Source organism: Sphingobium sp., from assembly GCF_032153725.1.
Classification (GTDB): Bacteria; Pseudomonadota; Alphaproteobacteria; order Sphingomonadales; family Sphingomonadaceae; genus Sphingobium.
In genome coordinates, this window is record NZ_JALDYQ010000064.1 from 1 (window position 1) to 16124 (window position 16124).

At 65.2% G+C, this 16124-nt stretch carries 12 protein-coding genes; 6 read left to right on the forward strand and 6 right to left on the reverse strand.

Features of this window, described 5'->3' with window-relative positions:
• Positions 1 to 106: 106 nt before the first annotated feature.
• From RUH75_RS17995 to RUH75_RS18010, 4 genes are read right to left on the reverse strand one after another with little or no spacing between them, the layout of a single operon-like run.
• Positions 107 to 1621 (reverse strand): Ppx/GppA family phosphatase, encoded by a 1515-nt coding sequence (locus RUH75_RS17995; protein ID WP_313808537.1) that lies wholly within the window; start codon positions 1619 to 1621, stop codon positions 107 to 109.
• 5 nt (positions 1622 to 1626) lie between these two features.
• Entirely contained in the window at positions 1627 to 3765 is a 2139-nt protein-coding gene (locus tag RUH75_RS18000; protein ID WP_313808538.1) for an RNA degradosome polyphosphate kinase, read from the reverse strand.
• Between the two features lie 27 nt (positions 3766 to 3792).
• Entirely contained in the window at positions 3793 to 4407 is a 615-nt protein-coding gene (locus RUH75_RS18005; protein WP_313808539.1) for a chromosomal replication initiator DnaA, read from the reverse strand.
• A complete protein-coding gene (locus tag RUH75_RS18010; RefSeq protein WP_409592394.1) occupies positions 4404 to 5765 on the reverse strand; it encodes a heavy-metal-associated domain-containing protein in 1362 nt (453 codons plus the stop codon). The genes RUH75_RS18005 and RUH75_RS18010 overlap by 4 nt, the downstream gene beginning before the upstream one ends.
• A gap of 41 nt (positions 5766 to 5806) precedes the next feature.
• Here RUH75_RS18010 and purM point away from each other — a divergent pair, with 41 nt between their 5' ends.
• The 5 genes from purM (at position 5807) to nadB (ending at position 11002) form a co-directional block, all read left to right on the forward strand.
• A complete protein-coding gene (purM, locus tag RUH75_RS18015; protein ID WP_313808541.1) occupies positions 5807 to 6901 on the forward strand; it encodes a phosphoribosylformylglycinamidine cyclo-ligase in 1095 nt (364 codons plus the stop codon).
• Between the two features lie 19 nt (positions 6902 to 6920).
• Complete coding sequence (purN, locus tag RUH75_RS18020) at positions 6921 to 7871, forward strand: phosphoribosylglycinamide formyltransferase (RefSeq protein WP_313808542.1); 951 nt, start codon at positions 6921 to 6923, stop codon at positions 7869 to 7871.
• A 133-nt stretch (positions 7872 to 8004) separates the two neighbouring features.
• Entirely contained in the window at positions 8005 to 8940 is a 936-nt protein-coding gene (locus RUH75_RS18025) for an ABC transporter ATP-binding protein (RefSeq protein WP_313808543.1), read from the forward strand.
• The gene (locus tag RUH75_RS18030) at positions 8937 to 9377 is read left to right on the forward strand and encodes an endonuclease domain-containing protein (protein WP_313808544.1); all 441 of its coding nucleotides are present in this window, start codon (positions 8937 to 8939) and stop codon (positions 9375 to 9377) included. The genes RUH75_RS18025 and RUH75_RS18030 overlap by 4 nt, the downstream gene beginning before the upstream one ends.
• Before the next feature lie 8 nt (positions 9378 to 9385).
• Positions 9386 to 11002, forward strand: coding sequence for an L-aspartate oxidase (gene nadB, locus RUH75_RS18035; protein WP_313808545.1), 1617 nt, complete (start codon positions 9386 to 9388; stop codon positions 11000 to 11002).
• A gap of 110 nt (positions 11003 to 11112) precedes the next feature.
• On the opposite strand, the gene RUH75_RS18040 is transcribed toward nadB, so the two are convergent.
• Complete coding sequence (locus tag RUH75_RS18040) at positions 11113 to 11958, reverse strand: alpha/beta hydrolase (RefSeq protein ID WP_313808546.1); 846 nt, start codon at positions 11956 to 11958, stop codon at positions 11113 to 11115.
• A 250-nt stretch (positions 11959 to 12208) separates the two neighbouring features.
• Here RUH75_RS18040 and RUH75_RS18045 point away from each other — a divergent pair, with 250 nt between their 5' ends.
• Positions 12209 to 13288 (forward strand): serine hydrolase, encoded by a 1080-nt coding sequence (locus RUH75_RS18045; protein ID WP_313808547.1) that lies wholly within the window; start codon positions 12209 to 12211, stop codon positions 13286 to 13288.
• Positions 13289 to 13428: 140 nt separating this feature from the next.
• On the opposite strand, the gene metH is transcribed toward RUH75_RS18045, so the two are convergent.
• The gene (gene metH, locus RUH75_RS18050; protein WP_313808548.1) at positions 13429 to 16041 is read right to left on the reverse strand and encodes a methionine synthase; all 2613 of its coding nucleotides are present in this window, start codon (positions 16039 to 16041) and stop codon (positions 13429 to 13431) included.
• Between the last annotated feature and the right edge of the window lie 83 nt (positions 16042 to 16124).

Genomic DNA, 16124 nt, shown 5'->3' on the forward strand with positions numbered 1-16124 from the left:
ACCCGTTGCAAATCGCCGCCAATGCCGCGCCAGCCCACCCCCTAGCCCCCTCCCGCCTGCGGGAGGGGGAATGGCAGGAATCCACCCAAAACCGCCACTCAAATCCTCACCAGGCCAGCCGGTATTTCACCCCCATGGCCTGCGCCAATTGCCGCTGCCGCCGCTCGACCGCCTCACCGAACAGATCGGCATCCTCGCCCCGCAGCCGCAGTTCGAGGACATTGCCCTCCATCTCCAGCCGCGACGCGAGCAAAGGCCCTTCCACCCCGCCGGACAGCCGCTGGCCCAGCCTGATCGCCAGCCCCCACAGCGTCGCGCGTTGAAGAGCCTCGGGCGAGGCCAGCTGCTCGATGCCCGGCGGCGGCATCACGCCCCCGCCGAAATTGCTGTGCAACGCCTGAGCCAGCATCGCCCGCTCCGCCGCCGTAATGCCGACCCAATTGCTGTGCAGCGCGATCTCCACCCCGCGTTCCGACCGGAAATCCGGATTGGCGCGCCAGCCCACATCCGCCAGCAGACAGGCCGCCCGGCGAATCCGCCGCCAGGCGCTGCCGTCCTCCAGAAACAGCGGCGCGATCCAGCGCTCGATCATGTCGCCATGACCGGCGAAGCGCCCCTGCGCCTCTCCTTCCGCCTCCGCTGCGATCAGCAGCGGGTCGTGCGCCTGAATCTCCGACGGCAGATCGCCGAACAAAAGCCCTTCGCGCAGGCCATAGGCCGACACCACCAGCCGGCTCGACTTCAGCTGCCGCACCACCACCGACAGCAGCGCGGCCGCATCCGGCAAGGTCGGCACGCGCGATCCGGTGATCTGCGGAATATCCTTGAAGCGCGCCTTGTCGACATGCGACACGATGCGCGTCAGCTGTTCCGCGCGTCCGGCGGGCATTTCATATTGGTGCACGACCGGCAGAGGGAAATGCGTGAGTTCCATGTCGAACCGCGCCAACGCGCGCCACGACCCGCCGACCATGTAGAAGGGCAGGCCTTCGGGCGCGTTCCAGCCCGCCTTGACCAGCATCTTCTTGACCAGCCGCTCCAGCGCGCCCGGGCCCTTGGCCCGAATCTGCGGCAGGCGCAACACGCCCAGGGGAAGCGAAATCGTCTCATGCACCGCGCCGCCCTGCACCCGCGCCAGCTCCAGACTGCCGCCGCCCAGATCGCCGACAATGCCATCGGCGCCGGGAATGCCCGACAGCACGCCGTGCGCCGCCGCAATCGCCTCCTGCCCGCCGGTCAGCAACTCGACGGTCAGCCCCATGGCCCGCGCGCGCTGAATGAACTCGTCGCCATTTTCAGCGTCCCGCACGGCAGCGGTGGCAACGCAGCGCGCCTCCTGCACGTCCATTTCGCGGCAGAGATGCGCGAAACGGCTGACCGCGCGCAGGCCGCGATCCATGGCCTCCGGCTCGATCCGCCCGGTCCTGCCCAGCGACGCGCCCAGCCCCGCCATCACCTTCTCATTGAACAGGATGAAGGGAATGCGGCGCGGCCCGTCATACACCACCAGACGCACGCTGTTGGAGCCGATGTCGATGATCGCGGTGCGCGCCTTCGCCTGTTGCGGCGACGTTGCCATGGCGGGGGCAAGCGCCCGGACCTGGCTCAACATGGAATTCATGGGCCTCAGGCCCGCCCGCGCAGGCGCAGGGTCGGCACCGCCTCGCTGTCCAGCGCGGCGCCCCGGCCCGACAGCGACGGGTTGGTCATGAAATAGCGATGCAGGTTGAACGGCCGGTCGATCGCCTCGACACGATGATATTGGCCATCGCTGTCCAGCTCCCAGCTCTGTTCGGTGTCGATCAGATTGGCCACCATCACCTGATCCAATATCTGGTCGTGCACCGTCGGATTTTCCACCGGCGCCAGAAACTCCACGCGCCGGTCGAAATTGCGCGGCATCCAGTCGGCCGAGCTGATATAGACCTTCGCGCCATTGTTCGGCAACGCCTTGCCATTGCCGAACACGGTGATGCGGCTATGTTCCAGAAAGCGGCCGACGACCGATTTCACCCGGATATTTTCCGACATGCCCGGCACGCCCGGCCGCAGGCAGCATATGCCGCGCACGATCAGGTCGATCTGCACCCCGGCATTGCTGGCGGCATAGAGTTTTTCCATGATCGCCGGATCGACCAGCGAGTTCATCTTCGCCCAGATGGTGCCCGGCCGCCCGGCGCGGGCATGCTCGATCTCCATGTCGATCAGCTCGCACAGGCGATTGCGCAGGTCGCGCGGGGACATGACCAGCTTTTCCAGCCGCTGCGGCTCGACATAGCCGGTGATGTAATTGAACAGCGCCGCCGCGTCCCGCCCATAGCTGGGGTCCGCGGTGAAGAAGCTGAGGTCGGTGTAGATGCGCGCGGTGACCGGGTGATAATTGCCGGTCCCGAAATGGCAGTAGGTGCGGAACGCCCCCCCTTCCCGGCGCACCACCATCGACACCTTGGCATGGGTCTTCCAGTCGATGAAGCCGTAGACGACCTGCACGCCCGCCCGCTCCAGCGCGTCGGCCCACATGAGGTTCTGTTCCTCGTCGAAACGGGCCTTCAGCTCCACCACGGCGGTGACGGACTTGCCCGCCTCCGCCGCGTCGATCAGCGCGCGGATGATCGCGGACTGTTTGCCCGCGCGGTAGAGCGTCTGCTTGATCGCCACCACATCGGGGTCGGAAGCCGCCTGCTTCAGGAAGGAGACGACGACGTCGAACGCCTCATAGGGATGGTGGACGACGATATCCTTCGCCCGGATCGCCGCGAAGCAATCCCCGCCATATTCCCGGATGCGCTCCGGAAAGCGCGGCGCATAAGGCTCGAACTTCAGGTCGGGTCGGTCTTCATCCACGACGCCCGACAGGTCGCCTATGCCTACGAAACCCTCGACCTCCGCGATGATCGCCTCATGGCCCTGGAGCATGTCCTGCAACATCTCCTCGACCGGCTCGGGGATGCGCTCCTCTATCTCCATGCGGATCACGCGGCCCCGGCGGCGGCGCTTGATGGCGCTGCGGAAATAGCGGACGAGGTCTTCGGCTTCTTCCTCGATCTCGATATCGCTGTCGCGGATGATGCGGAACACGCCACTGTTGCGCACCCGGTATCCGGGAAAGAGATCGGCGGAAAAGCGCCGGACCACCGCCTCCAGCGCCATATAGCGCGCCATATCCCCCGGCATCCGCACGAAGCGGGCCAGGGATGACGGGATCATCACCAGTTCGCGAATCGATTCCCCGTCCGACAGCCGCTCCAGATCGAAGACGATCGACAAGCCCTGATTGGGAATGAACGGGAAGGGATGCGCCGGATCGAGCGCCTGCGGCGTCAATATGGGGAAGACCTGGCCCAGAAAATGCTCGCGCAGCCAATTCTCGCAGGAAGGGTCCAGAGCGCTCGACGGTCCGATCACCTCTATCCCCACCCGCGCCAGCTCGCCATGCAGCGCGCCCCAGACCTTCTGCTGCGCACCCATCAGCCGTGCCGTTTCCTCAGTGATCGCCGCAAGTTGCTGCACCGGCGTCAGCCCGTCGGCCGATCGCATGTCGACATCCTGCAACTGCTGGCCCTTCAGCCCCGCGACGCGCACGGAGAAGAACTCATCCAGATTGGCGCCCGAAATCGACAGGAAACGCAGCCGCTCCAGCAGGGGATGCGCCCGGTTCATCGCCTCCTCCAGCACGCGCTGGTTGAAGGCCAGCCAGGACAGCTCCCGATTGAAATAGCGGTCGCTGGGCAGGGTCAGGCTGGCGGAGGGATCGGCTTCGGCCACATGTCTCTCATCGGTCGGACTGAGGGTTCAGTCAGGGATTATAGGCAAAAATCCGGCCCCTTGCAGAGCCTCTTTTGCCATAGCGACGGAAATCTTACGTCCGGATGACAGTGCCGCCTCATCCAGCAGGCGCGTGACCGCCGCGATCACGGCATAGCTGCGCTCGATCCGCCGCAACAGCCATTCGGGCAAGTCCGCCGCATAGCTCGCCCCGGCTGAGGCCAGCGACCGCTCAATCAGCGCATGGGCGAGCGCCTCATCCGGCTGTTCCAGCGCGACATGCGGCGCGGCGGCAAGCCGGGATCGCAGATCGGGCAAAGCCACCGGCCATTGCGCCGGCGGCCGGTCCCCGATCATCAGCAGGGGCCGCCGCGCCGTCTGCGCCTCGTTCCAGGCGTTGAACAGGCTCTGTTCGTCCTGCCCCCGTGCGTCGTCGATCACCGACCCGCCGCTCAGCGCGGCGAAATGGCGTCCCAGCGTCGAACGGCCCGACAAGGGCGGCCCGCTCAGCACGCTGACCGCCAGCGGCCAGTTCCGCCAGTTTTCCAGATGGCGAACGGCGATGCGATTGGCCTCGCTGACCAGAAAGTCGTCGCCGCTTGCCCGATCCGGCCGGTCGAACGGCAGGCTGATCTGTCTCATTGCGCCGGGGCAGCTCCCGTCGCGCCCTGTCCTGCCGAGCCTGCCCGCCGAATTCGCAGCGTATTGCCGGACACCGCCACGCCATAGCCCTTCGCCGCCAGCGCCGCCCGCAAGCCATCGATCGTGCCGGCGAAGCTCACCTGCATGACCGACGTGCCGCCCAGCGCCAGGCTGCTGGTCGCCGCCGAACGAACGCCCGCAATGGACCGCACCGCCGCCTCGCCCTGCGCCACCGATCCGACATCGGGCGTGTCGAACTGGATCGCAAAGCTGCCGATGGTCGCCGCCGCCGTCGGCATGTCGAGCGTTTCGACCGGCACATCGGCGGCATTTTCAATGGCCAGCGCATCCGGGTCCACCGGTTCCTCGATGATCAGCGACGGATCGGGCCGCAGCCGCCCGTCATTGAGCGCCTGGGTGTATAGCTGGTCGATCCGCTGCGTCGCCTGATCCAGCATCTGCGGAATCGCGCTGTCATTGGACGCGCGCAACGAAAAGCTGCCGATCAGGCTGTTGTCCGGCCCATAGCGCGCGGTGAACGTGCCGGTCACCGGACCGCCCGGATATTGCCGATCCAGACGCGCGATCGGAATCACCACATCGGCCGCGCCATATTGATCCAGCAGCACCCGCCACCACAGCCGCCCGCGCCGCCCGATCTGCCCGGCATTGAGCAGGACCGGGTCAGCGATCGACCCCGCCACGCGCACATAATCGATGGCGCTGTCGCCGGTGCGGAACCGCGCCCAGGCCTTCTGCCACTCATTGATGCGCTCATAGGACACGGCCGAACCGCCATCCCATAGCACCGGGATCACCAGCAGCGGCGGCGAATGCACGACATTGCTGCCGGTCACGCCCAGCAATTGCCCGGTCCGCGCGCGGTCGAACATCACCCCCAAAGTGGCGACAAAGCGGTTCGGCCCCGCCTGCTCATATTCGATCTCTATGCCCGAAATCATGCCTTCCAGCTGCGAATCGGACAGCGACGGCACGCCAGTCCCGCCATGGGTCCGCGTCCAGAGCATCTGCCACGCCCGCCGCTGCGCCAGACGCCAGCCCGCCTTGCGCGCGCTGTCGGCATCCTTGGCGAAGACGTCGACCTTCACATGGCTGACCTGAAAATCGCCGCCGCTGGCGATCGGCGGCACGCCGCGCTCCCCCTCCATCTGCGCGAACAGGGCCGCAGCGGCCAGGCCGAGCGCGATCGCGCCCAGAATCTGGAACGGTCGCGATAGGACGTGCCAAGACACGCGGGACAGATTCGCTGGCCGGATAGTCAGGCCGCGCAGGACAGAAGGCAGGTTCACGCGCGCCCTTTTGACGGGATTTGCCTGCCCTGCCAAGCGGCAACCCATTTCCCGTTCCGTTTTCTGCTCACTTGTTCTAGTGGCCAGCCATGAGCGACACCGAATCCTACAGCTACGCCAAGGCTGGCGTCGATATCGCCGCGGGCAATGCGCTGGTCCGCGCCATCGCCCCGCTTGCCAAGGCCACCCGCCGCCCCGGCGCCGATGCCGAACTGGGCGGCTTCGGCGGTTTCTTCGATTTGAAGGCCGCCGGTTATGACGACCCGCTGCTGGTCGCGGCCAATGACGGCGTCGGCACCAAGCTGAAGCTCGCCATCGACCACAACGCCCATGACGGCGTCGGCATCGACCTGGTCGCCATGTGCGCCAACGACCTGATCGTGCAGGGCGCCGAGCCGCTCTTCTTCCTCGATTATTATGCCACCGGCAAGCTGGAGAGCGGCGTCGCCGAACGCGTGATCGCGGGCATTGCGGAAGGCTGCAAGCAGGCCGGCTGCGCGCTGATCGGCGGCGAAACCGCCGAAATGCCGGGCATGTATGGGCCGGGCGACTATGACCTTGCCGGTTTCTGCGTCGGCGCGGTGGAGCGCAGCAAGGCGCTGACCGGCAACAGGGTGAAGCCGGGCGACGTGCTGCTCGGCCTCACCTCCTCGGGCGTGCACAGTAACGGCTTCTCGCTGGTCCGCCGCCTCGCCGCCGACAAGGGCTGGAAGCTCGACCGCCCAGCGATCTTCGACAATGAGGTGCTGCTGATCGACGCGCTGATGGCGCCGACGCGCATCTATGTGAAGTCGCTGCTGCCGTTGGTGCGCGGCGGCAGGATCAACGCGCTCGCCCATATCACCGGCGGCGGCCTGCTGGAGAATATCCCGCGCGTGCTGCCCGATGGCTGCCATGCCGTGGTCGACGCCGACGGCTGGGAACAGCCGCGCCTGATGGCGTTCCTTCAGGCGCAGGGCCATATCGAGCCGGAGGAAATGGCCCGCACCTTCAACTGCGGCGTCGGCATGGTGCTGGCGGTGGATGCGGATGTGGTGGACGCCGTGACCGTCGAACTGGAAGCGGCTGGCGAAACCGTGGTCCGCGTCGGCGTGGTCGAAGCGGGCGAGAAGGGCTGCACGGTCAAGGGCTCCCAGGAAACATGGAGCGCCAAGGCCGACTGGACCGCGACGCATCTGGGCTGAACCACCAAGGGGACTCCCAATGCAAAAAGCCAAGGTTGGCGTTCTGATTTCCGGGCGCGGCTCGAACATGGCGGCGTTGCTGTACGCCGCCAAGCATCCGTCCTGCCCCTATGAGATCGTGCTGGTCGCCGCCAACGATCCGCAGGCCCCCGGCCTCGCCCACGCCGCCGCAGAGGGCGTGCCGACCTTCGGCCAGAGCCACAAGGGCCTGAAGCGCGCCGAATTCGACGCCATTATCGACGCGGAACTGCGCAAGGCAGGCGCCGACTATGTCGCGCTGGCCGGTTATATGCGCCTGCTCTCGCCGGAGTTCGTTGCGGGATGGGAAAGCCGGATGCTCAACATCCACCCCAGCCTGCTCCCCAAATATAAGGGCCTCGACACCCATCAAAAGGCGCTCGAAGCGGGCGATTCCCACGCGGGCTGCTCGGTCCACATCGTCACCGCCGAACTGGACGACGGCCCGGTGCTGGGCCAGACGCAAGTGGCGATCCTGCCCGGCGACACCGCCGACAGCCTCGCCGCGCGCATCCTGATCGCGGAACATCAGCTCTACAGCCGCACCCTCGCGGACTTCGTCACCCGCGAACGTCAGCCCGAATGGCTGCTGAACAAGGTCCGCGAACGCGCCCTCGCCTTGCCGCAGGCGGATGAGGTGACCTCCCACGGCATGCCCTGCTTCGGCATCGAGAAGGGCAGGAAATTCGCCTATTTCACGCAGGATCATCATGGCGACGGCATCATCGCCATCCTGGTCAAGACGACCGCGCCCGAAGAACAGGCGATGCTGATCGAAAGCGACCCGGCCCGCTATTACCGTCCGGCCTATTTCGGGGACGGCTGGGTCGGCATCCGCCTCGACCTTGGCGACACGGACTGGGACCAGATCAGCGAAAGGCTGCATCGAAGCTGGCGCGAAGTCGCGCCGCGCAAGCTCACCGCCCTGCTGGACGCCGCCGACGCGTTTTAAAGCCGCATCGCCTTTACAGCGCAACGTGCTCCTGCGAAAGCAGGAGCCCAGATCAAACGGCAGGACTGGGTTCCTGCCTTCGCAGGAACACGTTGCTCTTTTCTTTCTGCCCCTCCGCACCAAATAGGCAGCCATGACCGACACCTCCCCCGCCCTCCAAGCCGCCATCGAGATCACCAACCTCACCAAAGTCTATAAGGGCGGCAAGCGCGCGCTCGACAATATCAGCCTCAGCATACCACGCGGGCAGATCTACGGCCTGCTCGGCCCCAATGGCGCGGGCAAGTCGACCACGATCAACATCCTCGCAGGCCTTGTGAACAAGACCAGCGGCAGCGCAAGGATCTGGGGCTTCGACATCGACCAGAACCCCCGCAACGCCAAGAACAGCATCGGCATCGTGCCGCAGGAGATCGTCTTCGATCCCTTCTTCACGCCGTTCGAGACGCTGGAGAATCAGGCGGGCTATTATGGCGTGCCCCAGGACCGCCGCCGCTCGATGGAATTGCTGCGCGCCGTGCATCTGGAGGACAAGGCCAGTGCCTATGCCCGCACCCTGTCGGGCGGGATGAAGCGCCGCCTGCTGGTGGCGAAGGCGATGGTGCATTCGCCGCCGATCCTGGTGCTGGACGAACCGACCGCCGGCGTCGACGTGCAGCTTCGCCAGCAACTCTGGGCCTATGTGCGGGAGCTGAACCGGCAGGGCGTCACCATCGTCCTGACCACGCATTATCTCGAAGAAGCCGAGGAACTGTGCGACCGCATCGGCATCATCAACCATGGCAAGGTCATCACCGACAAGCCGACCCGCGAACTGATCGCCATGGCGCAGGAAAAAGTGGTGCAGGTCACGGTCGACCGCGACATTGTGACGCCGCCCGCCGACCCCAGCTTCGAGAAGATCGAGCTGTCGGACGAGCGCACGTTGACCATCACCTATATGAAGAACCGAGCCAATGCCGGGCAGGTGCTGAGCGCGGTGCAGGCCAGCGGCCTCTCCATCGTGGACGTGGTGACACGCGACCCCGATCTGGAGGACGTCTTCCTCAACCTCACCGCAGCGGCGTGAAAGAATGGGAAGCTATTCCCCCTCCCGCGGGCGGGAGGGGGCTAGGGGGTGGGCTGGCGCAACCTTTCAGATCACGCGACACTCCTCGCGCAAAAAAACTGCGCAACGCCGCTCCAACATCCGAACGGCTGTTGTGGCAACAACTCCGCAACCGAAAGCTCGGCTTCAAGTTCAGCCGCCAAATGCCGGTCGGCCCCTATTTCGCGGACTTGCTGTGCCGTGAACTGAAGCTCATCATTGAACTGGATGGCGAAAGCCATGATTACAGCGTTGGATATGACTCGCGCCGAGACGATTACTGCCGTTCCCAGGGCTATCGAATCTTGCGCTTTTCAAATGCCGATGTGATGGAAAATCTCGAAGGCGTTGTATCGCACGTTCGGGCAACCCTTGCGCAAGCCCACCCCCAGCCCCTCCCGCCAGCGGGAGGGGAGTAAGGTATAAGATGCCCACCACCACCTATGACGTCGTCATCATCGGCTCCGGCGCGGCGGGGCTGACAGCCGCCATCAACCTCGCGCAGGATCGCAAGGTCGTGGTTCTGGCCAAGGGCGCGCTCGACGGCGGGTCCACCAACTGGGCGCAAGGTGGCATTGCCGCGGTACTCGACGCAGGTGACAGTTTCGAGGCACATATTGACGACACCATGGTCGCCGGCGCGGGCCTCAACGATCGCAGCACGGTGGAGTTCGTCGTCTCCGCAGCACCCGCCGCGATCGAGCGCCTCGCGGAACTGGGCGTTCCCTTCAATGCCGGTGAGGGCGGCGGAGAGGAATTTGGCGAACGCTGGCACCTCACGCGCGAAGGCGGCCACAGCCACCGCCGCATCGTCCATGTCGACGACGCCACCGGCCATGCCGTGCAGGTCGCGCTGCTGAAGGCCGCCCGCGCCAATCCCAACATCACCCTGCTGGAGGATCGGGTCGCCCTCGACCTCATCACCAGCCGCCATGGCGAGAAATATTCGGGCGACGGCCATGTCTGGGGCGTCTACGCGTTCAACAAGCAGACCGATCATGTCGACGCGATCCTCGGCCGCGCGACGATCCTGTGCACCGGCGGCGCGGGGCGCACCTATCTCTTCTCGACCGCGCCACGGGGCGCGACTGGCGACGGCATCGCCATGGCCTGGCGCGCGGGCTGCCGCGTCTCCAATATGGAGATGAACCAGTTCCACCCGACCTGCCTCTACAATCTGGAGGTCAAGAATTTCCTCATCACCGAAGCCGTGCGCGGCGAAGGCGGGCACCTGAAGCTGCCCCCCGGCGTCCCCGGCGGCGGCGAGCGTTTCATGCCCCGTTTCGACGACCGCGCCGAACTCGCGCCCCGCGACGTGGTCGCCCGCGCCATCGACCATGAGATCAAGCGCCTCGGCCTCGACTATGTCCATCTCGACATCAGCCATAAGCCGCCGGAATTCGTGCGCCAGCATTTCCCGACCATCTACGCGCGGTTGCTGGACCTCGACATCGACATCACGAAAGAACCGATCCCGGTTGTCCCCGCCCAGCATTACACCTGCGGCGGCGTGGTCATCGACCTTGATGGCCGCACCGACCTGCCCGGCCTCTATGCCGCGGGCGAAGTCACCGAAAGCGGCCTGCACGGCGCCAATCGCCTCGCCTCCAACTCGCTGCTGGAATGCTTCGTCTTCGGCGAGGCGGCGGCAAGGCATATCCGCGCGAACTGGGACGACCTCCCTTCACCGCCCCCGATCCGCCCATGGGACGAAAGCCGCGTCACCAATTCGGACGAGGAAGTCATCGTCCAGCATAACTGGAAGGAAATCCGCCGCTTCATGTGGGACTATGTGGGCATCGTCCGCACCACCAAGCGGCTGGAGCGCGCCCAGCATCGCATCGACCTGCTGGCGAAGGAAGTGGACGAATATTACGGCCATTTCCGCGTGACGCCCGACCTGATCGAGCTGCGCAACCTGCTGGAGGTCGCCCGCCTCGTCGTCCGCTCGGCGCTGCATCGCAAGGAAAGCCGGGGCCTGCACTACACGCTCGACTTTCCCGACATGCTGCCGGACGCGGTCGATACCGTCCTTGCACCCTGAACAAAAAGTGGCGCAGCAGTCCATCGCTGCGCCATAAGGGGAAAAGTGACGCGGGAAGATTGCGTCCCATTCCTCCCATGCCGGCGATCGCAGGCGGCCTTTGATCGGCGTCAAATGGCTTTGAGAAAATCGCTGAGCGCCGCGTTGAAGCGCCCCGGCTGGTCAGTCATGACCATATGCCCGCTCGGCCCGATCGGCAGCAGCTTCACATCCCGCTTGGGCGCATAGGCCGCGCGGAAGGTGCGGGTGATCGCATTGGCCTGCGCGGCGTCGCTGCCCACGGCATAGACCACCTCCATCGGCGCGGTAAGGCGGGGCAGTTGCGGCCCCAGATCGATATTGGCAAGGTCGCGCAACGCATTGGCGATGACGTCCGGATCGCTGCCCTGCGCGCCGGGCATCTGCGCCAGCATCTCCGCCAGATAGCCGCGACCCGCCTTGGTCCCGGTGAAATAATCGCCCAGTTGGTCAGCCAGAAAGCCCATGCCGCTCGCCGTGCCGCCGACCATCGCCGCCCCTTCGGGCAACATGTCCACCACCATCAGCCGCCTCGCCAGCCCCTTCAGCCCCAACAGCATCGCCAGCGTGCCGCCCATGCTGTGACCGACGATCACCGGGCGAACCAGCCCGGCCGCGCCGATATAGCGGGCGATCTCATCCGCCACCGGCTGCACCACCGGCCCTGCCGCATTGGCATCGGCCGCCAGCCCGGCAAAGCCCCGAACATGCACCAGATGCCAGCGATAGCCCGGCACGGCGCCGATCACGCCGCTCCACAGCCCCGGCCCGCTGGCGAGGCCGGGGACCAGCACCACGTCCCGCCCGGCGCCCCGCGTGCTGACCGCGATCCGGCGAGAGGCGAAGGGGGCCGCCCAGGCGGCCGGGGCCGGAAATCCACTCGCCAGCAAAGCCGCCGCGCCTTGCATCATCCTGCGCCTGTTCATCGTTCGATTCATGCCCACTCTTTTGCAGCGCTCCGCCTGAACCTCAACTGAGTTAAGGCGAGCCCCGTTCAGCCTCCTTACATCCCGTTTGTGGAATCATTCGTCGCATGATTCTTGTCACCCGGCGGGCATCTGAACCCTAATGCGAAAGGAGAGTGCGGGGATTTTGATGACCATTTTCAATAGAGGGCGCGGCAGGCGTCCGAATGGCGGCGGCCCAAATGGCAGGGGCAACGGCGGCTCGGGGCGGCTTGTCCTGTTGATGGCGGCGCTTTCGGCCTGCGTCAGCGCGCCACAACAGCCTTATGCCGCGGTTCAGCAGCGCCCGCAGCCGACCACGTCGACCTATCCGATCAAGCCGGTCGCCAACCCGCCCAAACCCTTTCAGGCCCTGAACGTCGATCAGCGCGAAACGCCGCCCCCGGCGCTGGTCAGCGTCGTGCGAAATCTCGGCCAGAGCTTCCATGGCAAGGTGGGCATCGCCGTCCGCCGCATCGGCAGCGACTGGACCGTAGCCTGGAATGGCAACAGCCTCTTCCCGCAACAGAGCGTGTCAAAGCTCTGGGTGTCGATGACCTTCCTCGACGCCGTCGACCGGGGCAAGATCCGCCTCAGCGACAGCACGACGATCACGAAGAAGGACCTCACCCTTTTCCATCAGCCAAGCGCCGCGATGGTCGGCAATACGGGCTGGACCACCACTTACGCCGACCTGATGCGCCGTGCCATGACGCAGAGCGACAATACAGCGAACGACACGCTGCTGCGCGCCGTCGGCGGGCCGGAAGCGGTGCGCGGCTATCTCGCCCGCCGCTATATCAAGGATATCCGCTTCGGCCCTGGCGAGCGGCTGCTGCAATCGACGACCGCAGGCCTGGACTGGCGGCAGGATTATTCGATCGGCCGCAATTTCTACGCCGCCCGCGCCAGGCTGCCCATGTCGGTACGCGAAAAGGCGCTGGACAATTATCTCGCCAGCCCGCCCGATGGCGCGGCGCCCTCCTCCATCGTGGAGGCGCTTGCCAAGCTGAAGCAGAACGACATGCTCTCGCCCGCTTCCTCGCAACTGCTGATGTCGATCATGGAGGAAGCCAAGACCGGCCCGCAGCGGATCAAGGGCGGCGTGCCGCATAGCTGGAGCTATCTCCACAAGACGGGCACGGGTCAGGAACTGGGCGCGCGATCGACCGGCTTCAACGACATCGGCATCATGACCGCTCCGGACGGCACCAGCTATGCGGTGGCGGTGATGATCGGCAGCACGACCGAACCGATCCCGACACGCTGGCAGCTGATGCAGGGCGTGGCCAAAGCCATCGTGGCGAACCACGAGGAGCGGTAACGGCCCAAAGCAATGGTGTGAATGGAAGAACGACGTGCTCCTGCGCAGGCAGGAGCCCAGTTCCGCCGTTTGTTAATTACCCCTGCCTTTGGACTGGGCTCCTGCCTGCGCAGGAGCGCGTCATACTTTGGGGGCGCCATTCAATCCAGATTGGGCCGCAGCCAGCGCTCCGCTGTTTCCAGATCAACGCCGCGCCGCCCGGCATAGTCCTCCAGCTGGTCGCGCCCCACCCGCGCCACGCCGAAATATTCCGCCTGCGGGTGCCCGAAATAAAAGCCGCTGACCGCCGCCGTCGGCAGCATCGCAAAACTCTCGGTCAGCGTGATCCCGGTCGCATGATGCGCATCGAGCATGTCGAACAATAGCGGCTTCAAACTATGCTCGGGACAGGCCGGATAGCCCGGCGCCGGACGGATGCCGCGATATTGCTCCTTGATCAGCGCCTCATTGGTCAGCTGCTCGCCCTCGGCATAGCCCCAGAGCGCGGTGCGGACATAATGGTGCAGACGCTCGGCAAAGGCCTCCGCCAGACGATCCGCCAGCGCCTTCAAAAGAATGTCCGAATAGTCATCGATCGCGTTCTTGAAGCGCGCCAGATGCGGCTCGATGCCATGGATCGACACGGCAAAGCCGCCCATCCAGTCGCCATCATGGCTGATGAAGTCGGCCAGGCACATATTCGCCCGCCCTTCCCGCTTGGCGATCTGCTGACGCAGCATCGGCAGCGTGACATGCTTCTCATCCTCCACATGGACGATGATGTCATCACCCTCGCGGCGGCAGGGCCACAGCCCGCAAACGCCGCGTGCCGTCAGCCATTTCTCGTTGATGATGCGGTCCAGCATCGCCTGCGCATCGTTGAACAGGCTGGTCGCGCTCTCCCCGACCACCTCATCCTCCAGGATCGCGGGATAATTGCCCGCCAGTTCCCAGGCGCGGAAGAAGGGCGTCCAGTCGATATAGTGGCGCAGGTCCTTCAAATCCCAGTCCGGGAAGCGATGGACGCCGGGCAGGCGCGGCTTGCCGGGCTTCAGGCTCTCATCGATCTCGAACCCATTGGCGCGGGCATCCTCGATGCTCACCAGCGCGCTCTGCCCCTTATTGGCGCGGGCGACGCGGACATGCTCATAATCGTCCTTGGTCTTGCGGACGAAATCGGACTTTTGCGTCTCCGACACCAGGGCCGTCGCGACCCCTACCGCGCGGCTGGCGTCCAGCACATGCACCACCGGCCCCTCAAAGGCCGGATCGATGCGCAGCGCGGTGTGCACCCGCGAAGTGGTCGCCCCGCCGATCAGCAGCGGCATGGTCATGTTCGCCCGCTGCATTTCGACCGCGACCGTCACCATCTCATCCAGCGAGGGGGTGATGAGGCCCGAAAGCCCGATCATGTCGGCGTCATTCTCATTCGCGGCCTTGATGATGTCCTGCCACGGCACCATCACGCCCATGTCGATCACCTCAAAGCCGTTACATTGCAACACCACGCCGACGATATTCTTGCCGATATCATGCACATCGCCCTTGACCGTCGCCATGATGATCTTGCCCTTGCCCTTGGCGCCCGGTTCCTTCGCCGCCTCGATGAAGGGCAGCAGATGCGCCACCGCCTTCTTCATGACGCGTGCCGACTTCACCACCTGCGGCAGGAACATCTTGCCCGCGCCGAACAGGTCGCCCACGACATTCATGCCGTCCATCAGCGGGCCTTCGATCACCTCGATGGGCTTGGCGGCGGCGAGGCGGGCTTCCTCCGTATCCTCGACCACATACATGTCGATGCCCTTGACCAGCGCATGCTCCAACCGCTTGGCGACCGGCCAGCCGCGCCATTCCTGCGCCGCCTTTTCCGAGGCCGCATCCTTGCCCTTGAAGCTCTCGGCCAGCGCGACAAGCCGGTCGCCCGCCTCGGGATCGCTGTTCAGCAGCACATCCTCGCACGCCTTGCGCAGCGCCGGGTCGATGGCGTCATAGACGTCAAGTTGCCCCGCATTGACGATCGCCATGTCCAGCCCCGCCGGAATGGCGTGATAGAGGAAGACCGAATGCATCGCCCGCCGCACCGGCTCATTGCCGCGGAAGGAGAAGGAGAAGTTCGACAGCCCGCCCGAAATATGGACATGCGGGCAGCGCTTCTTGATCTCGCGGCAGGCTTCGATGAAATCGACGCCGTAATTGTTATGCTCCTCGATCCCCGTCGCCACCGCGAAGATATTGGGATCGAAGATGATGTCCTCGGGCGGAAAGCCGATGGTCATCAGCAGCTTGTAGGCGCGCTCGCAAATCTCGACCTTGCGCGCCTGCGTGTCCGCCTGCCCCGTCTCGTCAAAGGCCATGACGACCACCGCCGCGCCATAGGCCATGCAGAGCCGCGCATGATGCAGAAAGGCTTCCTCGCCCTCCTTCATGCTGATCGAGTTCACCACGGGCTTACCCGAAACGCATTTCAGCCCCGCCTCGATCACTTCCCATTTGGAGCTGTCGATCATCACCGGCACCCGGCTGATATCCGGCTCCGACGTCATGAGCTTGAGGAAGGTCGTCATCGCCTCCACGGCGTCGAGCAACCCTTCGTCCATGTTGACGTCGACGATCTGCGCGCCATTCTCCACCTGATCGCGGGCGATATCGATGGCGGCGGCATAATCGCCCGCCATGATCAGCTTCTTGAACTTGGCCGATCCGGTGACATTGGTGCGCTCACCGATATTGACGAAAGTGGCGCCAGAGAGATCGGAAGTGGTCTGGGTCATTGTATCTGCTCGTCACCCCAGCGAAAGCTGGAGTCTCCTGATTTGAAGCGCGCCCCTGGAGGCACGAGATCCCAGTTGAAATG